Origin of the sequence: Modestobacter sp. VKM Ac-2985, from assembly GCF_026967925.1 — a bacterium.
Taxonomy (GTDB): domain Bacteria; phylum Actinomycetota; class Actinomycetes; order Mycobacteriales; family Geodermatophilaceae; genus Modestobacter.
This window is the reverse complement of sequence record NZ_JAPVBI010000002.1, coordinates 338,865-363,133: the sequence shown is the minus strand read 5'-3', so window position 1 is coordinate 363,133 and position 24,269 is coordinate 338,865. Positions and strand designations below refer to the sequence as shown.

At 73.7% G+C, this 24,269-nt stretch carries 20 protein-coding genes; 16 read left to right on the top strand and 4 right to left on the bottom strand.

Annotated features, from left to right (window positions below):
- Position 1: 1 nt before the first annotated feature.
- The 16 genes from O2V61_RS10910 to rhaD all read left to right on the top strand — a co-directional run bounded on the left by O2V61_RS10910 (position 2) and on the right by rhaD (position 19,109).
- Positions 2-1,633: a tripartite tricarboxylate transporter permease gene (locus O2V61_RS10910; protein ID WP_269183330.1), complete on the top strand. Its 1,632-nt coding sequence runs from the start codon at positions 2-4 to the stop codon at positions 1,631-1,633.
- Positions 1,630-2,613, top strand: a complete 984-nt coding sequence (locus O2V61_RS10905; protein ID WP_269183329.1) for a Bug family tripartite tricarboxylate transporter substrate binding protein — start codon at positions 1,630-1,632, stop codon at positions 2,611-2,613. The genes O2V61_RS10910 and O2V61_RS10905 overlap by 4 nt, the downstream gene beginning before the upstream one ends.
- On the top strand, positions 2,597-4,282 hold the full coding sequence (locus tag O2V61_RS10900; RefSeq protein WP_269183328.1) for a thiamine pyrophosphate-binding protein: 1,686 nt from the start codon (positions 2,597-2,599) through the stop codon (positions 4,280-4,282). Before O2V61_RS10905 ends, O2V61_RS10900 begins: the two co-directional genes overlap by 17 nt.
- A complete protein-coding gene (locus O2V61_RS10895; protein WP_269183327.1) occupies positions 4,279-4,947 on the top strand; it encodes a 3-oxoacid CoA-transferase subunit A in 669 nt (222 codons plus the stop codon). The genes O2V61_RS10900 and O2V61_RS10895 overlap by 4 nt, the downstream gene beginning before the upstream one ends.
- Entirely contained in the window at positions 4,944-5,612 is a 669-nt protein-coding gene (locus O2V61_RS10890; protein ID WP_269183326.1) for a 3-oxoacid CoA-transferase subunit B, read from the top strand. The genes O2V61_RS10895 and O2V61_RS10890 overlap by 4 nt, the downstream gene beginning before the upstream one ends.
- 28 nt (positions 5,613-5,640) lie before the next feature.
- Entirely contained in the window at positions 5,641-6,633 is a 993-nt protein-coding gene (locus O2V61_RS10885) for a Bug family tripartite tricarboxylate transporter substrate binding protein (RefSeq protein ID WP_269183325.1), read from the top strand.
- A 200-nt stretch (positions 6,634-6,833) separates the two neighbouring features.
- Positions 6,834-7,619: a DeoR/GlpR family DNA-binding transcription regulator gene (locus tag O2V61_RS10880; RefSeq protein WP_269183324.1), complete on the top strand. Its 786-nt coding sequence runs from the start codon at positions 6,834-6,836 to the stop codon at positions 7,617-7,619.
- On the top strand, positions 7,616-9,127 hold the full coding sequence (locus O2V61_RS10875) for a rhamnulokinase (RefSeq protein ID WP_269183323.1): 1,512 nt from the start codon (positions 7,616-7,618) through the stop codon (positions 9,125-9,127). The genes O2V61_RS10880 and O2V61_RS10875 overlap by 4 nt, the downstream gene beginning before the upstream one ends.
- A gap of 107 nt (positions 9,128-9,234) precedes the next feature.
- On the top strand, positions 9,235-10,275 hold the full coding sequence (locus tag O2V61_RS10870) for an autoinducer 2 ABC transporter substrate-binding protein (protein ID WP_269183322.1): 1,041 nt from the start codon (positions 9,235-9,237) through the stop codon (positions 10,273-10,275).
- An 87-nt stretch (positions 10,276-10,362) separates the two neighbouring features.
- Entirely contained in the window at positions 10,363-11,913 is a 1,551-nt protein-coding gene (locus tag O2V61_RS10865; RefSeq protein ID WP_269183321.1) for a sugar ABC transporter ATP-binding protein, read from the top strand.
- The gene (locus tag O2V61_RS10860) at positions 11,910-12,953 is read left to right on the top strand and encodes an ABC transporter permease (protein ID WP_269170035.1); all 1,044 of its coding nucleotides are present in this window, start codon (positions 11,910-11,912) and stop codon (positions 12,951-12,953) included. The genes O2V61_RS10865 and O2V61_RS10860 overlap by 4 nt, the downstream gene beginning before the upstream one ends.
- The gene (locus O2V61_RS10855; protein WP_269183320.1) at positions 12,950-14,065 is read left to right on the top strand and encodes an ABC transporter permease; all 1,116 of its coding nucleotides are present in this window, start codon (positions 12,950-12,952) and stop codon (positions 14,063-14,065) included. Before O2V61_RS10860 ends, O2V61_RS10855 begins: the two co-directional genes overlap by 4 nt.
- Positions 14,062-14,838, top strand: coding sequence for a class II aldolase/adducin family protein (locus tag O2V61_RS10850; protein WP_269183319.1), 777 nt, complete (start codon positions 14,062-14,064; stop codon positions 14,836-14,838). The genes O2V61_RS10855 and O2V61_RS10850 overlap by 4 nt, the downstream gene beginning before the upstream one ends.
- On the top strand, positions 14,835-15,530 hold the full coding sequence (locus O2V61_RS10845; RefSeq protein WP_269183318.1) for an HAD family hydrolase: 696 nt from the start codon (positions 14,835-14,837) through the stop codon (positions 15,528-15,530). Before O2V61_RS10850 ends, O2V61_RS10845 begins: the two co-directional genes overlap by 4 nt.
- A gap of 2 nt (positions 15,531-15,532) precedes the next feature.
- Positions 15,533-17,008 carry an FGGY-family carbohydrate kinase gene (locus O2V61_RS10840; RefSeq protein ID WP_269183317.1) on the top strand — a complete coding sequence of 492 codons (1,476 nt, stop codon included), beginning with the start codon at positions 15,533-15,535 and terminating at the stop codon, positions 17,006-17,008.
- Between the two features lie 55 nt (positions 17,009-17,063).
- Entirely contained in the window at positions 17,064-19,109 is a 2,046-nt protein-coding gene (gene rhaD, locus O2V61_RS10835; protein WP_269183316.1) for a bifunctional rhamnulose-1-phosphate aldolase/short-chain dehydrogenase, read from the top strand.
- Between the two features lie 40 nt (positions 19,110-19,149).
- On the opposite strand, the gene O2V61_RS10830 is transcribed toward rhaD, so the two are convergent.
- The 4 genes from O2V61_RS10830 to O2V61_RS10815 are packed head-to-tail and all read right to left on the bottom strand — an operon-like array spanning position 19,150 to position 24,248.
- The gene (locus tag O2V61_RS10830; protein ID WP_269183315.1) at positions 19,150-20,667 is read right to left on the bottom strand and encodes a rhamnulokinase; all 1,518 of its coding nucleotides are present in this window, start codon (positions 20,665-20,667) and stop codon (positions 19,150-19,152) included.
- Positions 20,664-22,700 (bottom strand): bifunctional aldolase/short-chain dehydrogenase, encoded by a 2,037-nt coding sequence (locus O2V61_RS10825; protein ID WP_269183314.1) that lies wholly within the window; start codon positions 22,698-22,700, stop codon positions 20,664-20,666. Before O2V61_RS10825 ends, O2V61_RS10830 begins: the two co-directional genes overlap by 4 nt.
- 19 nt (positions 22,701-22,719) lie before the next feature.
- The gene (gene rhaI / locus O2V61_RS10820; RefSeq protein WP_269183313.1) at positions 22,720-23,892 is read right to left on the bottom strand and encodes an L-rhamnose isomerase; all 1,173 of its coding nucleotides are present in this window, start codon (positions 23,890-23,892) and stop codon (positions 22,720-22,722) included.
- Entirely contained in the window at positions 23,889-24,248 is a 360-nt protein-coding gene (locus O2V61_RS10815) for an L-rhamnose mutarotase (RefSeq protein WP_269183312.1), read from the bottom strand. Before O2V61_RS10815 ends, rhaI begins: the two co-directional genes overlap by 4 nt.
- Positions 24,249-24,269: the final 21 nt, after the last annotated feature.

Here is a 24,269-nt window from a genome sequence, read left to right as displayed (position 1 = left end):
CGTGGACAGCTGGAGCGGCATCCTCCAGGGCTTCTCCGTGGCCCTGACCCCCACCAACCTGCTGTACGTCTTCATCGGCGTGCTCATCGGCACCGTCATCGGGGTGCTGCCGGGCCTGGGTCCGACGGCCACGATCGCCCTGCTGCTGCCGATCACGTACACGGTCGAGCCGGTGACCGCGGTGATCCTGCTGGCCGGCATCTACTACGGCTCGATGTACGGCGGCACGATCACCTCGGTGCTGCTGCGGCTGCCCGGCGAGGCGGCGTCGGTGGTGACCACGTTCGACGGCTACCAGATGGCCAAGCAGGGACGGGCCGGGCCGGCGCTGGGCATCGCCGCCGTCGGGTCCTACATCGGCGGCACGGTCTCGGTGCTCGGGATGATCCTGCTGGCGCCACCGCTGGCCCAGCTGGCGGTCTCCTTCGGGCCGCCGGAGTACGTCGCGCTGACCGTGCTGGGCATCCTGCTGGTGACCTACCTGGGCACCGGCTCGGTGCTGAAGAGCATGTCCATGGCCGCCCTGGGGCTGCTGCTGGCCACGATCGGCCTGGACCCGATCACCGGCACCGCGCGCTTCACCTTCGGAGAGGTCGCGCTCTTCAACGGCCTGGACTTCGTCGCGGTGGCGATGGGCCTGTTCGGCGTCGGGGAGATCCTGCACAGCCTGGAGCGCACCGACAAGGTCCAGGCCGTCACGTCGAAGATCAAGAACATCTGGCCGACCCGGAAGGACTTCCGCGACTCCTCCGGCGCGATCGGCCGGGGCTCGCTGCTCGGCTTCGCGATCGGGGTGCTGCCCGGCGGTGGCGGGGTGGTCTCCTCGCTGGCCTCCTACGCCATGGAGAAGCGCCGGGCCAAGGACCCCAGCCGCTTCGGCAAGGGCGCCATCGAGGGGGTCGCCGGCCCGGAGACGGCGAACAACGCCTCCTCCACCTCGGCGTTCATCCCGCTGCTCACCCTGGGCATCCCGCCCAACGTGGTGCTGGCGCTGATCTTCGGTGCCCTGCTGGTGCAGGACATCACCCCGGGGCCGCAGCTGATCGAGCAGGAGCCGGAGATCTTCTGGGGCGTCATCGCCTCGATGGTCATCGGCAACCTGATGCTGCTGGCACTGAACATCCCGCTGGTCGGGATCTTCGTCCAGATGCTCCGGGTGCGGGCCGGCATCCTCGCCGCCTTCGCCCTGCTGGTCACCATGGCCGGTGTCTTCTCGGTCAACAACAGCGTCTTCGACATGTGGGTCGTGCTGGGCTTCGGCGTCATCGGCTGGCTGATGAAGAAGACCGGCTTCGAGCCGGGGCCGCTGGTGCTGGCCTTCGTGCTCGGGTCGATCCTCGAGCGGGCCTTCCGGCAGTCGATGCTGCTCTCCGGTGGCAGCTTCGACATCTTCGTCACCCGCCCGATCTCCGGCGGCATGTTCGCCTTCATGGCGCTGATCATCATCGTCAGCGCGATCACCAGCCGACGGCGCAAGGCGGTCTTCGGCCGGGTCGACCCCGCCGACGTCGACGAGACCGACGAGCCCGACCGGGACGCCGACCGGCAGGTCTCCGCCGAGGGCAGCCCCGGCGCCGACTCGACCACCGACGAGCCCACGGGCTCCACCTCCACCACCCCAGGAGAACGATGACCACGCGCCGCACCCTCGCCGTCCTGCTCGTCACCGGCGTCGCCCTGACCGGCTGCGGCGGTACGGAGGAGGAGACCACCGAGGCCGCCGGGGCGGCGGAGGACTACCCGACCGAGGACATCCGGTTGCTGGTGCCCTACACGGCCGGCGGCCCGACCGACATCGCCGCCCGGGCGCTGGCGGCGCACATGGAGAGCGAGCTCGACCAGCCCGTCGTGGTGGAGAACGCACCCGGGGCCTCCGGCGCCACCGCCTACCAGCAGCTGATCAACGCCGAGGCCGATGGCTACACGCTGTCGATGACGGCGCTGCCCACGGCGGTGCTGAACTACCTGTCCAACGAGGTCGGTTACACCCGGGAGGACTTCGCGCCGGTCGGCGTGGTCACCCAGGTGCCCTCGGGGATCCTCGTCCCGGCCGACTCGCCGTACCAGTCGCTGGAGGACCTCTTCGAGGCCGCCCGGGAGGACCCGCAGGCCGTCACCGTCGGCACGCCGGGGGCGACGAACACCCACGCCGCGGAGACCCAGCGGATCACCGCGCTCTACGACGTCCCGCTCACCGTCGTCCCGTTCAACGGCAACGCGGAGGTGCAGACCGCGCTGCTGGGGGAGAACATCACCGCCGGCTTCGCCAACCTGTCCCAGGACATCCTGCCCGCGATCGAGTCCGGCGACCTCCGGGTGCTGGCCGTCGGCAGCCCGGAACCGCTGCCCTACGTGGACGCCCCCACCTTCGTCGAGCTCGGCTACCCCGAGCTGGTGCAGAGCACGACGACGTTCGGGGTCATCGCCCCGGCCGGGACGCCGGAGGCGGTGGTGCAGACGCTGGAGGACACGCTGCGCAGCGCAACGGAGGACCCGCAGGTCGTCGGGACGCTGGACGAGCGGTACGTGCCGGCGGAGTTCATCGGCGCCGACGGCCTGGGCGAGCTGTTCGTCGAGACGGAGGAGACCTTCGGCGATGTCCTCGGCGACTGAGGCCACCGCGACCGCGACCGCGACCGGCGTGCGGACCGGCGCCGACGACCTGGTCGCCGCCCTGCAGGAGCTGGGCGTGGAGATCGCCTTCGGCCTGCCCGGGGTGCACAACCTGGCCCTCTGGGAGGCAGCGGCCGCGGCGGGGCTGCGGCTGGTGGGCGTGCGGCACGAGCAGACCGCGGTCTACGCCGCCGACGGCTACGCCCGGGCCACCGGCCGGCTGGGCGTCGCCGTCGTCACGACCGGCCCCGGGGCGGCCAACACACTGGGCGCCACCGGCGAGGCGATGGCGTCGGGGGCGCCGGTGCTGGTGGTGGCCACCGACATCCCCACCACCCTGCGCCGCCCGGGCGTGCACCGCGGGGTGCTGCACGAGACCCGGGACCAGGGCGCGATGTTCGCCCCGGTCACCAAGGCGGCGGTGACCTGCCAGGAGTCCGGGCAGCTGGGCGCGGAGACGCTGCGGTGCGGGGTGCTCGCGCTGACCGCCGCGACCGGGCCGGTCTACCTCGGGGTGCCGACCGACCTGCTCACCGACCCCGTGGACGGCACCCGGCCGACCGCCCCGGAGCCGCTGCCTCCGGCCACCGCGCCACAACCGGACGTCGCCCGCGCGGTGGAGCTGCTGACCGCGGCCCGGCGCCCGCTGATCTGGGCCGGCGGTGGCGCACTGCGCAGCGGCGCCGGGGAGGTGCTGGGCCGGCTCGCCGAGCAGCTCGCGGCGCCGGTGGTCACCACCTACAACGGCCGTGGGGTGCTCCCACCCGACCACCCGTGCCTGGTCCCCGGGCCGGCGCACGTGCCCGAGATCGGGGCGCTGTGGGACGACGCCGACCTGGTGATCGCCGTCGGCAGCGACCTCGACGGGATGACCACGCAGAACTGGGCGATGCCCCAGCCGCCAACCCTGCTCGCGGTGAACGTCGACGCCGCCGACGCGAACAAGAACTACCCGGCCGACCTGACCCTGGTCGGGGACGCCACCGCGGTGGTCGGCCAGCTCCTCGCCGGCACCCCGCCGCGCGACGGCCTCCCCGAGCTGCGGGAGCGGCTGGCCGGCCTCGGTCAGCGGGTCCGCGCACTGGTGGCGGCCGAGGACCCGCAGGCCGCCCAGCTGCTCGACGTGCTGGCCCGGGTGGCACCGGACGGCCTGCTGCTGGCCGACATGTGCATCGCCGGCTACTGGGTCGCGGCGTTCGGCCGGGTCCCCGGGCCGCGCCGGTTCGCCTTCCCGATGGGCTGGGGCACGCTCGGCTACGCCTTCCCTGCGGCGCTCGGCGCTGCGCTGGCCGGGCAGGGCCGCGCCCTGGCCCTGGTCGGCGACGGCGGTTTCCTCTTCGCGTGCGGCGAGCTGGCCGCGGTCGCGCAGGAGCAGCCGCCGCTGACCGTGGTGATCGTCGACGACGGCGGCTACGGGATGCTCCGCTTCGACCAGGTGCACAGCGGCGCCCCGACCCGCGGCGTCGACCTGGCCACCCCCGACTTCGTCGCCCTGGCCCGCTCCTTCGGCGTCCCGGCGGACGCCGTCGACGGCTTCGGGTCGGAGTTCGAGGACCGGCTGACCGCCGCGCTGGGCGCCACCGGCCCCAACGTGCTGGTGGTGCAGGCGGCCCTCACCCCGCCGCCGTCGACCTCACCGCGCTGGTACCGCCGGCAGGCGCAGCGGTGATCGACAAGCGGGTGGCGACCCTCGCCGACGCGGTCGCCGGGATCTCCGACGGCGCCACCGTGCTGATCGGGGGCTTCGGGGACTCCGGCGTCCCGGTGGAGCTGGTGCACGCCCTGCTCGACCACGGGGCCCGCGACCTGACCGTGGTCACCAACAACGCCGGGGCGGGGGAGAGCGACGTCGCCGCGCTGATCCGGGAGCGCCGGGTGCGGACGGTCGTCTGCTCCTACCCCCGGTCGATGGGCTCGGTCTGGTTCGAGGAGCGGTGGCGGGCCGGGGAGATCGGCCTGGAGCTGGTGCCGCAGGGGACGCTGAGCGAGCGGATGCGCGCCGCCGGCGCCGGGCTGGGCGGGTTCTTCACCCCGACCGGCGCGGACACCCTGCTGGCCGAGGGCAAGGAGGTGCGCGTCATCGACGGCCGCCCGCACGTGTTCGAGCACCCGCTGCCCGGCGACGTCGCGCTGATCAAGGCCCACCGGGCCGACCGGTGGGGCAACCTCGTCTACCGGACGGCGGCGCGCAACTACGGCCCCACGATGGCCACCGCGGCGGCGCTCACGGTGGTGCAGGTCGAGGAGTTCGTCGAGCTGGGCGACCTGGACCCGGAGGCGGTGGTCACCCCCGGCGTCTTCGTCGACCGGGTGGTCCGGGTGGCGGCGTCGTGATCAGCCCGCTGAGCGACGTGGCCGTGGCCCGGCGGGTGGCCCGGGACATCCCGGACGGCTCCTACGTCAACCTGGGCATCGGCATGCCGATCCTGGTCGGCGAGGTGGTCGGCCCGGACAAGGAGATCGTCTACCACAGCGAGAACGGGATCCTCGGGATGGGACCGGCCCCGGCACCCGGCGAGGAGGACCGGGAGCTGATCAACGCCGGCAAGCAGCCGGTGACGCTGCTGCCCGGGGGCTCCTACTTCCACCACACCGACGCCTTCGTGATGATGCGCGGCGGGCACATCGACATCTCCGTGCTCGGCGCCTTCCAGGTCTCCGAGACCGGCGACCTGGCCAACTGGATCACCGACCTGGCCACCATGCCGCCCGCCGTCGGCGGGGCGATGGACCTGGCCGTGGGCGCCAAGCGGGTGCTGGTGATGACGACGCACACCACCCGGGACGGCCGCCCCAAGCTGCTCCCCCGGTGCACGTACCCGCTCACCGCCGCCGGGGTGGTGGACCGGGTCTACACCGACCTGGCGGTCCTCGACGTCGGCCCCGACGGGCTGGTCGTCCAGGAGATGGCCCCGGGGCTCACCCGCGCGGAGCTGCAGTCGGTGACCGCCGCCCGGCTCACCTTCGCCGACGACGTCGGCGAGCTCGACCCGCACTGACCGGTCCCACCCGACCCCGGAGGCAACGATGCCCCTGTCCCGCACCGCCCGCGCCCTCACCGCCTGCGCCACCCTCGGCCTGCTGGCCGCCTGCGGCGGGGCGGAGGAGACGACGTCCGGATCGGCCGACGCGGCCGCCGAGTACCCGACCGAGGAGATCCGACTGCTCGTGCCGTACGGGGCCGGCGGGCCCACGGACCTGGCCGCCCGCGCCTACGGCGCCTCCCTGGAGGAGCAGCTGGGGCAGACCGTGGTGGTGGAGAACCTGCCCGGCGGCTCAGGTGCGCTCGCCACCCAGGAGCTGATCGGCGCCGACCCCGACGGCCACACCCTCTCCCTGGCCACCGCCGGCACGCTGGTGGTCACGCCGCTGGCCAACGAGGTCGGCTACACCAAGGACGACGTGACGCCGATCGGGGTGATGACCGAGGTGCCGTCGGTGCTCGCCGTGGGCGCCGACTCCCCGTACTCCACCGCCGAGGACTTCTTCACCGCGGCGCAGGAGCAGCCCGGCACGCTGAACGTGGGCACCCCGGGCGCCTCCACACCGCAGGCGATCGAGCTGCAACGGCTGGCCGACGAGTACGACGTCGAGGTCACCGCCGTGCCGTTCAACGGCAACGCCGAGATGACCACCGCCCTGCTCGGCGGCAACGTCGACGCGGTGCTGATCAACGCCTCCTCCGACGTCACCAGCAACATCGACGCCGGCCAGTTCCGGCCGCTGGCGGTCTCCTCCGCCGAGCCGCTGCCCTGGCTGCCGGACACCCCCACCCTGGCCGAGTCCGGCTTCCCGGAGCTGACGCTGTCCGGGTCGACGTTCGGCCTGATCGGGCCCGGTGAGCTGCCCGAGGAGATCGTCACCGAGCTGGAGGAGGCGCTGCGGACGGCCTCGGAGGACCCGGCGGTCGTGCAGCAGATCGGCGAGGAGTACGTGCCGGAGGAGTTCCAGGGCGCAGAGGAGTTCCAGGAGCTGCTCGACCGCACCCAGGAGGTGTACGAGCCGATCCTCGGCGGCTGACGGTCGGCCTCTCCCGGGGCCGACCCCGACGGCCGGACCCGACATGATCGTGCACCGCCGTGCTCGCCTGCTTTCGTTCGACGCGATCACGGTTTCGGACGAGCTTCACTTGTTGACGTTCAGTTTCGTTCTCCTTAGCTTTGCGGCCTGCATCACAACGAACCACCCACTCGCCGCTGACGCCGAGGAAGGAACGACCCGTGACCGCACTCGACGAGTTCGCCCGTTCCCGGGCGATCCTCGAGCAGCTCGACAGCCACGGCCGGGTGCTCGTGGCCAGCCTGGCCGACCAGCTGGGCGTGTCGACGGTCACCATCCGCAAGGACCTCGAGGCGCTGGAGCAGCGGTCGGTGCTGCGCCGGGTGCGCGGTGGGGCGGTCCCGGCCGCGGTCTCCGACGAGGGCTCGTTCGAGAGCCGGCTGCGGCACCGGCGGGCCGAGAAGGAGGCGATCGCCGACGCGGTCGCCCCGCTGGTCCGCGACGGCGACGTGATCGCCCTCGACTCCTCCAGCACCTGTCACTACCTGGCCCAGCAGCTGCTCGACCGGCGCGGGCTCGTCGTCGTGACCAACAGCCTGCCCACGGCCACCCTGCTGTCCGAGCGCACCGACGCGAACGTGCTGCTCCCCGGCGGCGTCGTCCGCCGCTCCGCCCGCTCGCTGGTCGGGCTGGTCGGCGACGTGCTGGCCGGCCGCGGCCGGATCGACCGCGGCTTCCTGGGCGGCCACGGGATCTCCGTCGAACACGGGCTGCTGGACCTGGCGAACGAGGAGGCCCAGGCCAAGCGCTACCTGGCCGATGCCTGCGCCGAGGTCTACGGGCTCGTCGACTCCGCGAAGTTCGGCGGCTTCTCCATCCACCCGTGCGTGCCGATCGGCCGGCTGACCGCCGTCTACACCGATGACGGCGTGGACCCGGCCCAGGCCGCCGCGATCACGGCCGCCGGCGTCCCCGTGCACGCCGTGGCGATGGAGCGTCGGCCGTGAGCGGCCGGCCGGGCACCGGCCAGACCGTCGCCGCCGTCGACCTGGGCGCCGAGAGCGGTCGGGTCGTCGCGGCCACCTTCGACGGACAGCGGCTGGACCTCGACGTCGTCGGCCGGTTCCCCAACGGGGCCCGCCCGGTGGACGGGGTGCTCCGCTGGGAGTTCGAGCGGTTGTGGGGACACGTCGAGGAGCAGCTGGCCGCACTCGGGCGGGACCGGCCGATCGCCTCGGTCGGCGTGGACACCTGGGGCGTGGACTACGGCCTGCTGCGCGCCGACGGCACGCTGCTGGACGAGCCGACCTGCTACCGCGACCCCCGGCAGGTCCGGGCGATGGCCGAGGCCATCGGCATGGTCGGGCAGGAGGCCCTCTACGCCGCCACCGGCTGCCAGACCATGGAGATCAACGGGGTCTTCGCCCTGCTGGACGACGCCCACCACACCGACCGGCTGGCCGGAGCGGCGACGCTGCTGATGGTCCCGGACCTCTTCCACCACCGGCTCTCCGGGCTCCGCGCCACCGAGCACACCGCCGCCTCCACCTCCGGCATGTACGACACCGCGACCGGCACCTGGGCGACCGGGCTGCTCGACGCCCTCCAGGTCCCCACCCACCTGCTGCCGGAGGTCGTGGCGCCGGGCACCGACGTCGGCCCCGTGGTCGGCCCGCTCGGCGCGGGGCCACTGGCCGGCACCCGGGTCGTCGTCCCGACCGGCCACGACACGGCGGCGGCGGTGGTCGGCACCCCGTTCGGCGGCCCCGGTGGGCTGTTCATCTCCTCGGGCACCTGGTCCCTGATGGGGGTCGAGCGGGACGACGCCCTGGTGACACCGGCGACGTCGGCCGCCAACCTCACCAACGAGGGCGGCTACGCCGGCACCGTCCGGCTGCTGCGCAACGTGATGGGGCTGTGGCTCCTGCAGGAGTGCCGCCGGCAGTGGGCACGCGAGGGGGCCGACCTCAGCTACACCGACCTGGTCGAGCTGGCCACCGCCGAGCCGCCGCTGCGCAGCATCGTGAACCCCAACGCCACCGACTTCCTGGCCCCGGGCGACATGCCCAGCCGGCTGCGCGCCTACTGCGCGCGGCACGGTGACCCGGTGCCGGAGACGGTCGGCGCGGTCGTCCGCTGCGTGATCGACAGCCTGGCCCTCACCTACCGGGCCACGGCGGAGGACCTGGTGGCGGCGACCGGGGACCCGGCGACCTCGATCAACGTCACCGGGGGCGGCTCGCAGAACGCCCTGCTGGCCCAGGCGACGGCCGACGCGACCGGCCTGCCCGTGCACTGCGGGCCCGTCGAGGCCACCGCGCTGGGCAACGCCGGCGTGCAGCTGATCGCCCTGGGGGAGCTCGCCGACCTGGCCGACCTCCGCCGGGTCGTCGCCGCCTCGGGCCGGCTGCGCACGTACGAGCCACGGTCGTCCTCCGCGTGGGACGACGCCGCGGCCCGGCTGCGTCAGCTGATGACCGCCGACGACCAGGCCCGCGGCCTCCGCGGCGGCTGATCCACCCCACGAAGGAACACGGACTCCCGGGCAGGTGCCCGGTCCCCGCCGCTCTCCCGAGCGGCGGGCTCACCGCGGGGAATCCCCCGCATCACGATGGAGTGAAGATGAGCGCAAGGCGTAACAGGGCCACGGTCGCCGTGGTCGGTGTCGGGATGGCCCTCACCCTTGCCGGGTGTGGCGAGGGCAGCGGCGGGTCCGCCGGCGGCAGCGGCGGCGGATCCGGTGGTGGGGACGACATGCCCACGATCGCCTTCGTCCCGAAGCTGCAGGGCATCCCCTACTTCGAGGCGATGAACGCCGGCGGCGAGGCCGCCTGCGAGGAACTGGGCTGCGAGTGGCTCTACCAGGGGCCGGTCGAGGCGGACGCCGCTGCGCAGGCAGACATCGTCCGTTCCTTCATCCAGCAGGACGTCGACGTCCTCTTCGTCGCGCCCAACGACCCCGACTCCATGGCCCCCCTGCTGCAGGAGGCCGCCGACGCCGGCATCGCGGTGGGCACCACCGACACCGACGCCCCGAACTCGGTCCGCGAGGTCTTCGTCAGCCAGGCCTCCACCGAGGGCATCGGCCAGACCCTGACCGACCAGATCATGGAGGCCATGGGCGGGCAGGGCCGCTACGCCATCGTGTCCTGCGGCGAGACGGCGGAGAACCTGAACAGCTGGATCGAGGTCCAGCGCGAGTACACCGCCTCGGAGTACCCCGATGCCGAGATCACCGAGGTCGTCTACGCCGGTGAGGACCAGGCTGCAGCCACCCAGATGGCCACCGACCTGATGAACTCCGACCCGACGCTGACCGGGCTGGTCGGCGAGTGCACCTCGTCGGCACCGGGCGTCGCCCAGGCGGTCCGGGACGCCGGCCGGATCGGCCAGGTCTCCACCGTCGGCCTCGGGACCCCCAACTCGATCGCCCCGTACCTGGAGGACGGCTCGGCCTCCTCCAGCGTGCTGTGGGACGTCGAGGCGCTGGGCTACCTGACCGTCTGGGCCGGCATGCAGCTGGCCGAGGGCACCGAGTTCGAGGCCACCAACGACGTCAACCCCGACCTGTCCGCGGTCGAGTACGACGAGGCGACCCAGACCCTGCTGCTCGGCCCGCCGCTGGTCCTGACCACCGAGAACGTCGGCGACTTCGACTACTGAGCCACCGCTGCGGGCGGGCCGGCCCACCGGCCCGCCCGCAGCACCCCTCACCGCCACACCCACCTCGATCGTGGAGGCCGGAAGGTCATGACCACCCCCCAGCCCAGCACCCCGAGCACGGACCGGGCCAGGCCCGCCCGCCTCTCGGTGTCCGGCGTCTCGAAGCGCTTCGGCGCGGTCCGGGCCATCCGGCACGCCGACATGGCCGTCCAGCCCGGCACGGTGCACGCCCTGGTCGGGGAGAACGGCGCCGGCAAGTCCACCCTGATCAAGATCCTCTCGGGCGCCGAGACCGCCGACGCCGGGACGATCACCTTCGACGGCGCACCGGTCTCCATCACCTCGACGCACGACGCGATGGCCCTCGGGATCGCGACCGTCTACCAGGAACCCCAGCTGTTCGCCGAGCTGACCGTGTCCGAGAACGTCTTCACCGGCCGCGAGCTCACCCGCGGCGGCCGGGTCGACTGGGCCGCCCAGAACGCCAAGGTCGTCGAGCTGCTCGACCTGCTCGGCCTCCCTGCCCGGTACGCCACCGCCACCGTCGGCGGGCTCTCCATCGCCGAGCAGCAGCAGGTCTCGATCGCCAAGGCGCTGGCCGGTGACGCCAAGGTGCTGATCCTGGACGAGCCGTCCGCCATCCTGACCGACCGCGAGGTCGAGGTCCTGTTCAGCGTGGTGCGCCGGCTGACCGCCGCCGGCGTCTCGATCATCTACATCTCGCACCGCCTCGACGAGCTGTTCGTCATCGCCGACGAGGTCACCGTCATGCGGGACGGGCAGACCATCGGCACCCACCCGATCGCCGACCTCGACGTCCGCCAGATCGTCGAGCTGATGGTCGGCGGCATCCTGGACGACGCCCGCCCCGACCGCGCCGTCCCCCCGGGAGACCCGCGGCTGGAGCTGCGCGGCCTCGGGCTGGCCGGGCAGTTCCACGACGTCGACGTCAGCATCCGGCCCGGCGAGATCGTCGCCCTCTACGGCCTGATCGGCTCCGGGGTGGCCGAGATCGGCGCCACCGTCTACGGGATGGCCCGGGCGACCGCCGGGACGATCCTCGTCGACGGGGAACCCGTGCGGCCGCGCTCACCGCGGGAGGCGAAGGACCTCGGCATCGCCCTGCTCCCGGCCAACCGCAAGGAGCAGGGGCTGTTCAGCTTCCAGCCCATCTCGTTCAACATCTCCGCCGGCCACCTGCCACTGCTGTCCCGGCTGCGGGTCTGGGTCGACCGGCGCCGCGAACGCGAGGTCGCCCGGTCGATGATCAGCCGGTTGTCGGTCAAGACGCCGCACGAGCGGCAGGCAGTGTCCGCCCTCTCCGGCGGCAACGCGCAGAAGGTCGTGCTGGCACGCCAGCTGGTCGACCGGCCCCGGGTCCTGGTGCTCGCCGAGCCCACCCAGGGCGTGGACGTGGGGGCCAAGGAGGAGATCCACCGGATCATCACCCAGCTCGCCGACGAGGGGACCGCCGTGCTGATCGTCACCTCCGACCTCGCCGAGGCGATCCGGATCGCCGACCGCCTGCAGGTCGTCCGAGCCGGCACCACCACGACCGAGTTCGGCCCGGGCGCCACCCAGGTCGACGTGCTGGCCGCCGCGGCCGGCGCCGAGGACGAGCAGGAGGTCACGGCATGAGCAGCTCGATCCTCACCCCCGCCGGACGGCCGGACGGCGAGCCGGCCGCTGTCGCGCCGCAGGACGGGGGCAGGCAGCGCCTCCTCCCGTCCCCGGTCACCGGGCAGGAGATGGTGCTCATCGTCGTCATCGCCCTGCTGTGGCTGGCGCTGAGCCTGGCCACCCCGGCGTTCTTCACCTCGGGTTCGATCGTCCCGCTGCTGGTCGGGATGACGCCGATCGCGCTGATCGGCGTGGGCATGACGATCGTGATCATCACCGGCGGCATCGACGTGTCGGTGGGCAGCATCGTGATGGTCTGCTCGGTGATCGTCGCCCAGACGATGGTCGGCAGCGGGCTCCCGCTGCCGCTGGCGGTGCTGCTGGCCGTCGCCATCGGCGGCGTCCTCGGCCTGGTCAACGGCGTGCTGATCGCCTACGGCCGGGTGCACGCGATCATCATCACCTTCGGCACGCTGAACCTCTTCCGGTTCATCGGGCTGCAGGTCTTCGGCTCCTCCACCGTCGAGGGCATCCCCCGCACGCTGAACTTCTTCGGCCGCGGCGAAGCCGGGCGCACGCTCGGCATCCCGCACAGCTTCGTGATCATGCTGGTGATCGCCGCACTGGCCTGGTGGTACCTGCGGCACACCGCCGGCGGGCGGCACTTCTACGCGATCGGCGGTGACTCCCAGGCCGCCCGGCTGGCCGGGATCTCGGTGCGCACCCGGGTGCTGATGGCCTACGTCGTCACCGGGCTGCTCGCCGGACTCGCCTCCTGCTTCGTGCTCGCCCAGGGCACCTCGAGCCTGGCGGCGAACGTCGGATCCGGGCTGGAGCTCGCCGTCATCGCCGCCGTCGTGATCGGCGGGACCTCGATCATCGGCGGCCGCGGCTCGGTGCTGGGCACCGTGCTCGGTGCGCTGCTGGTGCAGACGGTGGCCACCGGCGTCACCCAGCTCGGCTGGCGCTCGCAGCTGTCCGACCTCTTCGTCGGCCTCTTCATCCTCATCGCCGTCGGCGCCGACCTGATCCGCCAGCGCACCCGGAGGGCCTCGTGAGCACCCAGACCACGCCCGGAACAGAGCCCGCCGCGGACTCCGGCAGCACCGCCGCAGAGGTCGCCGGCCGCGGGGAGAGCCTGCCCGGCAAGGTGCTGCGCATCCTGCTCACCCAGCGGATCGCCCTGCTGGTGCTGCTGCTGGCCACCGTGCTGATCACCATGAGCCAGCTCAGCGCCAACAACTACCTGAGCGCGCCGTACAGCACCTCCTACCTGGCGGCGACGCTGATCAACGCCGTGCCCCTGGTGATGCTCGGGCTCGCCGAGCTCCTGGTGATCACCTCCGGCCGCGGCGGGATCGACCTCTCGGTCGGGGCGATCGTCTCGCTGACCGGCATGGTCTTCGGCTTCGCCTACGGCGAGTGGGGGTGGTCGCTGCCCGCGGCCCTGGTGCTCGCCGTCGTCTTCGGTGGCCTGTGCGGGGCGGTCAACGGCGGCCTGATCGCCTACCTCGGCTTCCCCGCCCTGATCACCACGCTGGCCACCTACTACGGCTTCAGCTCGCTGGCCCTCGTGGTCAACGACCAGCGACCGATCAACAGCCAGCCGGTCCAGGACCTGTACTCCACCGCCTCGGCGGTCTCCCTGCCCTTCCTGCCCGACGCGTTCCCGCGCATCCCGCTGGGGGTGTTCACCTTCCTGATCCCGACCGCCCTGGTGGTGTGGCTCGTCCTGGCGCGCACCACCTACGGGCGACGGCTGTACGCGATCGGCACCAACGACGTCGCCGCCGAGTGGACCGGCATCAACGTCGCCCGCACCCGGTTCACCGCCTACGTCGCCGCGGGCGCCATCTCCGGCCTGGTCGCGGTGGTCACCGTCGCGCAGTTCGCCTCCGCCCGCCCCGACTCCGGGGTGGCCGGCAACGGCATGGCGCTGCCGGCCATCACCATCGCCGTCCTCGGCGGGGTCGCCATCACCGGCGGCATCGGCCGGGTCGCCGGCGTGGTGCTGGCCACGCTGCTGATCGTCTGGCTGAACGCCGGGATCCTGCTGGCCGTCCCGGGCAACGCCGGCAGCCAGCTCCAGCTCTTCGCCCTCGGCGTCGTGCTCATCTTCGCCGCCCTGCTGAACGGCTTCTCGAACCGACGCTACGGAGGAACATCATGACCGCCACCTGGGACCCGACCCTGGTCAGCACCGAGCTCGTGCAGCTCACCCGGGCCCTGGGCGAGCCGGGCCGGGACCTGGCGATCCTCGCCGAGGGCAACACCTCCCAGCTGCTCGACGACGGCCGGGTGGTCGTGAAGGCCTCCGGCTCGGGCATGCGGGACGTCGACGCAGCGGACTTCGTCGTCGTGGACGTCGACCCGCTGGTCGAGCTGATCCGCGACCCGCGGAGCACCCAGGCCGACCTCACCGCGGCGCTGGACGCCGGGGAGCACGAGGGCCGGCGCCGGCGGGCCTCCATCGAGACGCTGGTGCACGTGGCCGCCCAGGCGTTCACGCCCACGCCGTTCGTCGGCCACACCCACCCCACGGCGGTGGTGGCCCTGCTGGCCAGCGTGCACGCCGCCACCGCGTACGACACCTACGTCTACTCCGACGAGGCCGTCGTCATCGGCCGGCCGCTGTTCGTGCCGTACGCCCAGCCGGGCGTCGAGCTCGGCCGGGTCTACCTCGAGGGCCTCACCCGGCACTGGGAGACCCACGGCGAGCTGCCGCAGCTGGTGCTGCTGGGCAACCACGGGATCGTGGTCAACGCGCCCAGCGCCGCCGGCATCGAGGGCGTCTCGCAGATGGCCGTCAAGGGCGCGCAGGTGCGCTCGGCGGCCTACGCCATGGGCGGGGTGGTGCCGCTCCCGGCCGCGTCGGTGGAGTCCTTCTTCGCCCGCGCCGACATCGAGGAGCGGCGCCGCACGCTGGCCGGCGGCCCCCGATGACCCTCCCGCAGGACCTGAAGGCGGTCTTCCTGGACGTCGGCGGGCCCGTCTACGACGACGAGAACTTCGTCGCGGCCGTGCTGGTCGCCCTCGACGAGCTGCGCGCCGACCAGGGCCACGACCCGGTCGACCGCAGCGCCTTCCGCGCCGTCTACGACCGGATCCGGGCCGAGCAGGGCGGGTCGCTGCGCCGGGCCCTGGCCACCGAGCTGCTCGGCGACCCGGGGCTGCGCGACGCCCTGCACGAGCGGACCCGGGCGCACTGGCACCACCCCGCGGGCACCCTGTACGCCGACGTGCTGCCGTTCCTGGCCCAGCTGCGCGGCCGCGTGACCGTCGGCGTGCTGGCCAACCAGGAGCGCGCCGTCGTCGACGCGCTCACCCGGGACGGGGTGGCCGACTCCGTCGACGTCTGGGGCGTCTCGGCCATCGTCGGGCACGAGAAGCCCAGCCCCGAGCTGTTCACCTGGTGCCTGACCCGGGCCGGCGCCCGCCCGGAGCAGGCCGTGCACATCGGCAACCGGCTGGACACCGACGTCCGGCCCGCCGCCGCGCTGGGCCTGGGCACCGTCTGGGTGCTGCGCGGCGAGGCCCCCGACGAGCCGACGCGAGAGCAGCTGGCCGAGCCGGACCTCGCGGTCCGCAGCCTGGACGGCCTGGCGGCCCGGCTGCTGACGGGCACGGCGGTCTGACCGTGGGCACCGACCCGATCGTCCTCGGCGTCGACCTGGCCACCGCCGCGGTGCGGGTGGTCGCCGTGGACGCCGGCACCGGCCAGGTGCTGGCCACGGCCGACACCCCGCTGCCCGCGCCGGAGACCCCGCGGCCCGGCTGGGTCGAGCAGCGTCCCGACCACGCCGCGGCCGCGCTGCGGTCGACGGCCGAGGTCGTGGCCGCCCTGGGCCCGCGGGCCGCCGCCGTGTGCGCGCTGTCGGTCACCGGCACCTCCGGCACGGTGGTGGCCGCGGACGCCGCCGGCCGGCCGGTCGGCCCCGCGCTGCTCTACTCCGACGACCGGGGCCGGGCGCTGACCGCGGCGCTGGCCGAGCGCACCGGCGCCCGCATCGGCTCGGCCGGCACGATCGGCCGGCTGCTGTGGCTCGCCGGCCAGCCGGAGACGGCACCGACCCCGGGCCGGCGCTACCTGCACAGCGCCGACCTCGTGGTCGCCGCACTGACCGGGGAGGTCGTCAGCGACACCTCCCACGCCCTCAAGGCCGGCATCGACCCCGCCGCCGCCCGCTGGCCGGCACTGCTGGCCGACGGCGGCGTCCCGGCCGGGACGCTGCCCGCCCTGGTGCACCCGGGCGCGCTGATCGGCACCGTGCTGCCCGACGTCGCCGCCGGGCTGGGGCTGCCCGCCGGGGTGCTCGTGGTGGCCGGGATGACCGACGGCTGCACCGCCCAGGTCGCCGCCGGGGCGGTGCGCCCGGGCCAGACGATGGGCGTCCTCGGCACCACCCTGGTGCTCAAGGGCGTCAGCGACCACCGGATCGACGCCGGCCCCGTCTACTCCCACCTCGCGCCCGGGGGCCGGTGGTGGCCCGGCGGCGCCTCGAACTCCGGCGCCGGCGTGCTCACCGCGACCGATGACCTGCCCGGGCTGGACGCGGCGGCCCTGGCCGACGGCCCGTCACCGCTGACCGCCTACCCGCTGCCCCCGCCCCCGCGCACCGGCGAGCGCTTCCCCTTCGCCGACCCCGACGCCGTCGGCTTCCTGGTCGACCCCCGGCGGCCACCGGGTCCGCCCCCGTCGCCGGTCCAGCGCCACCGCGCGGAGCTGGACGGCGTCGCCTTCGTCGAGCGGCTCGGCCTGGACCGGCTCGCCGAGCTGGGGGTCGCCTCGACCGACCACCGGGTGGCCGGCGGCGGCAGCCGCTCCCTCCCCTGGCTGCAGGTCCGCGCCAGCACCCTGGCCCGCCCGGTGGCCCGCCCCCGCGACCCCAGCAGCGGCGTCGGCGCCGCACTCCTGGCCGCCACCGGCTGGACGGCGACCACCCGCGCCGGTGACCTGGGCGACCTGCTGGCCGAGGTCGTCGACCGCGCCGTCCACCCCGACCTCGTCGTCGACCCCGACCCGGCCGAGGTGCCGCAGCTGGAGGAGGGCTACCAGCGCTTCCTCGCCGAGCTGCGCCGCCGCGACCACCTGCCCGCCTCCGGCGCGGCCTGACCACCCCCGACCAGCCCCCGCGGCAGCGCAGCTGCCAGAACGGAGAACCCATCCCATGAGCGCGCCCGACCTGCCCGAGGGCGTCCGCGAGCTGCTCGCCCGGTCTCACCGGTACGGCAGCGACCCGACGGTCACCAACTACGGCGGCGGCAACACCTCGGTGACGGTCACGGTCACCAGCCCGGCCACCGGCCAGGACGTCGAGCTGGTCTACGTGAAGGGCTCCGGCGGCGACCTGGGCACCCTGCGACCGGAGGGGCTCGCCGTCCTGCGGCGCGAGCCCTTCCTGGCCCTGGACGACGTCTACCGCGGTGTCGAGCACGAGGACGAGATGGTCGGCCTCTTCCCGCACGCCGCCTTCGGCACCGGTGGGGCGACCCCGTCGATCGACACCCCGATGCACGGCCTGGTCGACTGCCCACACGTCGACCACCTGCACCCGGACTCGGTGACCGCGCTGGCCTGCGCGGCCGACGGCCCGGCCCTGGTGCAGGAGCTGTGGGGCGGCGCCGTCGCCTGGGTGCCGTGGAAGCGGCCCGGGTGGGAGCTCGGCCGGCAGGTCGCCGAGCTGGCGGAGGACCCGCAGGTGATCGGCGCCGTGCTGGGCGGGCACGGGCTGACCAGCTGGGGCGCCACGTCCGACGAGGCGCAGGAGCGGGCGCTGCGGATCATCGACGAGGCGGCTGAGTTCCTGACCCGCCGGTCGGTGCCCGAGCCGTTCGGTGCCGTGGTGCCCGACCGGGTGGCGCTGCCCGAGGAGCAGCGGCGGGCCCGGGCGGCCGAGCTGTTCCCGTCGCTGCGCCGGGTCGCCTCGGCGAGCAGCCGGCAGGTCGGGCACTTCACCGACTCCGACGTCGTCCTGGACTTCCTGTCCCGGGAGAAGCTGGCCGACCTGGTCGCGCTGGGCACCTCCTGCCCCGACCACTTCCTGCGCACCAAGATCCGGCCGATGGTGCTCGACGTCCCCGTCGACGCCCCGCTGGCCGACGTCGACGCGCGGCTCGCCGAGCTGCTGGCGGAGTACCAGGCGGAGTACAGCGCCTACTACTCCCGGCACGCGCGCCCGGAGTCGCCGGCGATGCGCGGTTCTGCCCCCGCGATCGTGCTGGTGCCCGGCGTCGGCATGTTCTCCTTCGGCGCCGACCACCAGACCGCCCGGGTGGCCGGGGAGTACTACGTCAACGCGATCAACGTGATGCGCGGCGCCGAGGGCGTCTCCTCCTACGCCCCGATCAGCGAGGCGGAGAAGTTCGCCGTCGAGTACTGGCAGCTGGAGGAGGACAAGCTCCAGCGCCGGCCCAAGCCGAAGGCGCTGTCCGGCCGGGTCGCGCTGGTCACCGGTGGTGCGTCGGGCATCGGCCTGGCCACCGCCCGGCTGCTGCACGAGCACGGCGCCGACATCGTCATCGCCGATCTGGACCTGGCCCGCAGTGAGGAGGTCGCCACCGAGCTCGGTGGCCCGGACCGGGCCGTCGCGGTGCAGATGGACGTCTCCGATCCAGCAGCGGTTGCGGCCGCGGTGCAGGAGGCGGTGCTGGCGCTGGGCGGCCTCGACATCGTGGTGAACAACGCCGGGTTCGTGAAGCCGGGGTCGCTGGAGGACACCACCCTCGGCGACTGGGACGCCCAGTTCGCGGTCATGACCCGCGGCAGCTTCGTGGTCACCCAGGCCGCGGCGCGGGTGCTCCGCGGCCAGGGGCTGGGTGGCGACGTGATCAACATCTGCTCGAAGAACGCGGTGTTCGCCGGGCCGAACAACCTGGCGTACTCCTCGGCCAAGGCCGCGCAGGCCCACCTGGTGCGGCTGCTGGCCACCGAGCTGGGGGAGGACGGCATCCGGGTCAACGGCATCAACCCCGACGGCGTGGTCCGCGGCTCGGGCATCTTCGCCGGCGGCTGGGGGGCCTCCCGGGCGGCGACCTACGGCGTCGAGGAGGAGGACCTGGGCAAGTTCTACGCCCAGCGCACCGTGCTCAAGGAGGAGGTCCTCCCCGAGCACGTGGCCGGCGCCGTCCTCGCGCTGACCAACGGCACCCTCGCGGTGACCACCGGCCTGCTCATCCCGGTCGACTCCGGGGTGGCCGCGGCGTTCCTGCGCTGACCGCGGGAGCCCGGCTCCCCCGGGCCGGGCTCCTGTCAGGTCAGCGGCTGTGCCGGACCCGGTCCTCCGCGGCCTGCCAGGCGGCCTCCTGGGACGGGCGGGGGTCGTGCCGGACGACCTGCTGGGTCGCCCGCAGCAGCGTCCGCATCTCGGCCAGCCCGCCGCCGATCGCGCCCCCGGCGCGGGCCTGGACCAGCACGTTGCCCAGCGCCGCCGCCTCCACCGGCCCGGCGAGCACCGGGAGCCCGCAGGCGTCGGCGGTGAGCTGGCAGAGCAGCGTGTTGCGAGCGCCGCCACCGACGAGGTGGACGACGTCCGTGGACCGCCCGGAGAGGTCGGCCGCCTGGCGCACCGTGCGCCGGTAGGCCAGCGCCAGGCTGTCCAGGATGCAGCGCACGGTGGCGGCCTGGCTCTGCGGCGGCGTCTGCCCGGTCTCCCGGCAGACCTCCGCGATCCGGGCCGGCATGTCGCCGGGCGGCAGGAAGCGCTCGTCGTCGCTGTCGACGACCGCGCCGAAGGCCGGCTCCCGGGCCGCGGCGTGCAGCAGTTCGGTGAGGTCGGCCGGCAGCCCGGCCGACTGCCAGGTGCGCAACGACTCCTGCAGCAGCCACAGCCCCATCACGTTCCGCAGGTGACGGACCGTTCCGTCCACCCCGAGCTCGTTGGTGAACCCGGCCTCCCGGCTGGCCTCGGTGAGCACCGGGGCGTCGAGTTCGACACCGACCAGCGACCAGGTGCCGCAGGAGACGTAGGCGAACCGCTCGGACGCCGCCGGCACCCCGACCACCGCCGAGGCGGTGTCGTGCGACCCGACGGCGGTCACCGGGACCGGTCCGGTCAGCCCGGTCTCGGCGAGCACGTCGGCGGTCAGCTCACCCAGCCGGTCGCCGGGCTGGGTGAGCGGTGGGAGGAGGTGGCGCGGCAGGCCCAGGCGGTCGATCAGCTCCCACGCCCACTGACGGCTGGTGGCGTCCAGCAGGCCGGTGGTGGAGGCGTTGGTGACCTCGGCGCCGACCGCCCCGGTCAGCCAGTGCGCCAGCAGGTCCGGGATCAGCAGCGCCCGGTCGGCGGTCCGGAACGCCGCCGTCCCGCGCATCGCGGCGAGCTGGAAGACGGTGTTGAACGGCAGGTGCTGCAGGCCGTTGACCCGGTAGAGCTCGGCCGGTGGCACCAGCTCGTGCACCTCGGGGACGGCGGTGGCGTGCCGGGCGTCCCGGTAGTGCACCGGGTTGCCCAGCAGCGCGCCGTCGGCGTCCAGCAGCCCGACGTCGACCGCCCAGCTGTCGATGCCGACGCCGTCCAGTCCCCCGACGTCCCGCCCGGCGGCCCGCAGGCCGTCGAGCACCCCGGCGTAGAGCGCAAGCACGTCCCAGTGCAACGTGCCGGCGACCCGGACCGGCCGGTTGGCGAACCGGTTGACCTCGTGCAGCTCCAACCGCCCGGGGCCGACCCGCCCCACCATCACCCGCCCACTGGAGGCCCCCAGGTCGACAGCGGCGAGCGTGAGCTCCCGACCCCCCTGACCACCAAAATGGCCATTTTGGTGGTCGTCGGTCATCGGAGGAAGGCGGCGGCGACGCCGGAGTCGACCGGGACGTGCAGCCCGGTCGTGCGGGTGAGCTCGCCGCCGGTCAGCGCGAAGACGGCGTCGGCGACGTGCTCGGGCAGCACCTCGCGCTTGAGCAGGGTGCGCTGGGCGTAGAACTGGCCCAGCTCCTCCTCCGGGACGCCGTAGACCGCGGCCCGCTTGGCGCCCCAGCCCCCGGCGAAGATCCCCGAGCCGCGGACGACGCCGTCGGGGTTGATGCCGTTCACCCGGATCTGGTGCTCACCGAGCTCGGCGGCCAGCAGTCGGACCTGGTGCGCCTGGTCGGCCTTGGTCGAGGAGTAGGCGATGTTGCTCGGGCCGGCGAAGACCGCGTTCTTGCTGGAGATGTAGACGACGTCGCCGCCCATCCCCTGCTCGATCATGATCCGGGCCGCCTCGCGGGAGACCAGGAACGATCCCTTGGCCATCACGTCGTGCTGCAGGTCCCAGTCGGCCTCGGTGGTCTCCAGCAGCGGCTTGGAGATCGACAGCCCGGCGTTGTTGACGACCAGGTCGACCCCGCCGAAGGCCAGCACGGCCGAGCGGAACGCCGCGGCCACCGCCGCGGCGTCGCTGACGTCGGCCGCCACGCCCACCGCGACGTCGGCCGAGCCGATCTCCGCCGCGGCCTCGGTCGCCTTGGCCAGGTCCAGGTCGGCGACGACGACGCACGCGCCCTCGGCGGCCAGCCGCTGGGCGATCGCCTTGCCGATCCCGCTCGCCGCGCCGGTGACCAGCGCGACCCGGGTGGCCAGCGGCTTGGGCTTCGGCATCCGGGCGAGCTTGGCCTCCTCCAGCGCCCAGTACTCGATCCGGAACTTCTCGCTCTCGTCGATCGGCGCGTAGGTGGAGACCGACTCCGCGCCGCGCATCACGTTGATCGCGTTGACGTAGAACTCACCGGCGACCCGGGCGGTCTGCTTGTTCGCCCCGAAGCTGAACATGCCGACGCCGGGCACCAGCACGATCGCCGGGTCCGCCCCGCGCATCGCGGGGGAGTCCGGGCCCGCGTGCCGCTCGTAGTAGGCCGCGTAGTCGGCGCGGTAGGCCTCGTGCAGCTCCTCGAGCCGGGCCACGACGTCCTCCACGGGGGCGGACGCCGGCAGGTCGACCACCAGCGGGCGCACCTTGGTGCGCAGGAAGTGGTCGGGGCAGGAGGTGCCCAGTGCCGCCAGTCGCGGGTGCTCGGCCGACGCCAGGAAGTCCAGCACGACGTCGGAGTCGGTGAGGTGCCCGACCTGCGGCTTGTCGGTGCTCGCCAGCCCGCGGACCACCGGGAAGAGGGCAGCCGCCCTGACCCGGCGCTCGGCCTCCGGCAGCGCCTCGTACCCGGGGAGCGGCGCACCGAAGGGCTGCGGCCGGCCGCGCTCGGCGAGGAACCGCTCCGCCGTCCGGATGATCTCCAGCGAGTTGGCCTCGCACTGCTCGCTGGTGTCGGCCCAGGCGGTGATGCCGTGGCCGCCCAGGACGGCACCGATGGCCTGCGGGTTCTTCTCGGCGATCTCGGCGATGTCCAGCCCCAGCTGGAACCCGGGACGGCGCCACGGCACCCACACGACGCGGTCGCCGAAGCACTCGGCCGTCAGCGCCTCGCCGTCCGCGGCGGTGGCCAGGGCGATGCCGGAGTCGGGGTGCAGGTGGTCGACGTGCGCCGCGCGGACCAGCCCGTGCATGGCGGTGTCGATCGACGGCGCCGCCCGGCCCCGGCCGAACGCGCAGTGGTCGAACGCGGCGACCATCTCGTCCTCGCGGTCCACCCCGGGGTAGACGTCGACCAGCGAGCGCAGCCGGTCCAGCCGGAGCACGGCCAGGCCGGGCTCGGTGAGGGTGCCGAGGTCGCCGCCGGAGCCCTTCACCCAGAGCAGCTCGACCGGCTGCCCGGTGACCGGGTCGGTGTCGGTGCCGGCGGCGGAGGTGTTGCCACCGGCGTAGTTGGTGTTCCGCGGGTCCGCGCCGAGGCGGTTGCTGCGGGCGAGCAGGTCACTGACCACGGGGTTCGTCATCTCGTCGTCCTCCAGTTCCTCAGGCGCCCCAGGAGGCCTGCTGGCCTCCGACGCGCTCGGTGGCGATCTGCTCCTGGTGCCCGGAGGCGGCGTAGGCCCGGTAGGGGTCGCCGGCCAGGCCCTTCGACTCGCGCAGCTCGGCGAGCAGCGGGCGGACGTCGGTGTTGTAGGCGTCCATCAGCGCGCCGTTCGCGCCGAGCACGTCACCGGACTGCTGGGCGGCCCGCAGCGCCTCGCGATCGACCAGCAGCGCCTTGGCGGTGGCCTCCTGCACGTTCATCACCGAGCGGATCTGACCGGGGATCTTCGGCTCGATGTTGTGGCACTGGTCGAGCATGAAGTTCACGCCGGAGTCCGGGCGGAGCGCGTCGGCCCGGACGATCTCGTTCATGATCCGGAACAGCTGGAACGGGTCGGCCGCGCCCACGATCAGGTCGTCGTCGCCGTAGAAGCGGGAGTTGAAGTCGAAGGCCCCGAGCCGGCCCACCCGCAGCAGTTGGGCGACGATGAACTCGATGTTGGTGTTCGGCGCGTGGTGGCCGGTGTCCAGCACGACCTTCGCCTGCTCGCCCAGGGCCAGGCAGTGCAGCAGCGAGGTGCCCCAGTCGGGGATGTCCATCGTGTAGAAGTACGGCTCGTAGAACTTGTACTCGAGGATCAGCCGGTGCTCGGGGTCGAGCTCGGCGTAGATCTGCTGCAGCGACTCGGCCAGCCGGTCCTGCCGGTCGCGGATGTCGTCCTGGCCCGGGTAGTTGGTGCCGTCCGGCAGCCAGATCTTCAGGTCGGTGGAGCCGGTGGCCCGCATGACGTCGATGCACTGCACGTGGTGGGCCACGGCCTTGGCCCGCACCGCCGGGTCGGCGTGGGTGAGCGACCCGAGCTTGTACTCGTCGGCCTGGAACAGGTTCGAGTTGATCGCGCCGATGGAGACGCCCTCGTCGGTGGCGTGCTGGGCGAGTTCGGCGAAGTCGTCGACCAGGTCCCACGGGATGTGCAGCGAGACCCTGGGGGCGGCGCCGGTGTGCCGGTGCACCTGGGCGGCGTCGCTGATCTTCTCGAACGGGTCGCGCGGGACGCCGGGGGTGCTGAAGACCTTGAAGCGGGTGCCGGCGTTGCCGAACGCCCAGGAGGGCAGCTCGATCGTCTGCTCGGCCAACGCGGCGAGGGCGTTGGCGCGGAGGTCGGTGGTCACGGGGTCTCTCCGTTCGTGGTGGGGTGCTCCCCGGCGGCCCGCAGCTGGGCGTCGAGGTCGAAGACGAGGTCGAGCGAGGACTTGCCCCGGCCGTCCCCGGTCTCGAAGAAGGGGGCCATCTCGGCCTCCCAGCGGGCGCTCACCTCGGCGGTGTCCACGGCGGCCTGGGCGGCGTCGAGGTCGTCGGTGACGACGGTGCCGACGAGCAGCCCGTCCGGGCGCAGGAAGAGCTGGTAGTCGCGCCAGCCGGCGTCGCGGAGTGCGCGAAGCATCTCCGGCCAGACGGCGGCGTGCCGCTCGCGGTACTCGTCGAGCCGGTCGGGCCGGACCTGGAGGGTGAAGCAGACGCGGGGCACGAGCCCTCCTCGCTGAAACGA

Excerpts from the sequence above, each read along its gene's own strand:
- O2V61_RS10905 (WP_269183329.1), top strand. The coding sequence starts at position 1,630 with ATGACCACGCGCCGCACCCTCGCCGTCCTGCTCGTCACCGGCGTCGCC.
- O2V61_RS10900 (WP_269183328.1), top strand. The coding sequence starts at position 2,597 with ATGTCCTCGGCGACTGAGGCCACCGCGACCGCGACCGCGACCGGCGTG.
- O2V61_RS10885 (WP_269183325.1), top strand. The coding sequence starts at position 5,641 with ATGCCCCTGTCCCGCACCGCCCGCGCCCTCACCGCCTGCGCCACCCTC.
- O2V61_RS10870 (WP_269183322.1), top strand. The coding sequence starts at position 9,235 with ATGAGCGCAAGGCGTAACAGGGCCACGGTCGCCGTGGTCGGTGTCGGG.
- O2V61_RS10865 (WP_269183321.1), top strand. The coding sequence starts at position 10,363 with ATGACCACCCCCCAGCCCAGCACCCCGAGCACGGACCGGGCCAGGCCC.
- O2V61_RS10860 (WP_269170035.1), top strand. The coding sequence starts at position 11,910 with ATGAGCAGCTCGATCCTCACCCCCGCCGGACGGCCGGACGGCGAGCCG.
- O2V61_RS10850 (WP_269183319.1), top strand. The coding sequence starts at position 14,062 with ATGACCGCCACCTGGGACCCGACCCTGGTCAGCACCGAGCTCGTGCAG.
- O2V61_RS10845 (WP_269183318.1), top strand. The coding sequence starts at position 14,835 with ATGACCCTCCCGCAGGACCTGAAGGCGGTCTTCCTGGACGTCGGCGGG.
- rhaD (WP_269183316.1), top strand. The coding sequence starts at position 17,064 with ATGAGCGCGCCCGACCTGCCCGAGGGCGTCCGCGAGCTGCTCGCCCGG.
- O2V61_RS10830 (WP_269183315.1), bottom strand. The coding sequence starts at position 20,667 with ATGACCGACGACCACCAAAATGGCCATTTTGGTGGTCAGGGGGGTCGG.
- O2V61_RS10825 (WP_269183314.1), bottom strand. The coding sequence starts at position 22,700 with ATGACGAACCCCGTGGTCAGTGACCTGCTCGCCCGCAGCAACCGCCTC.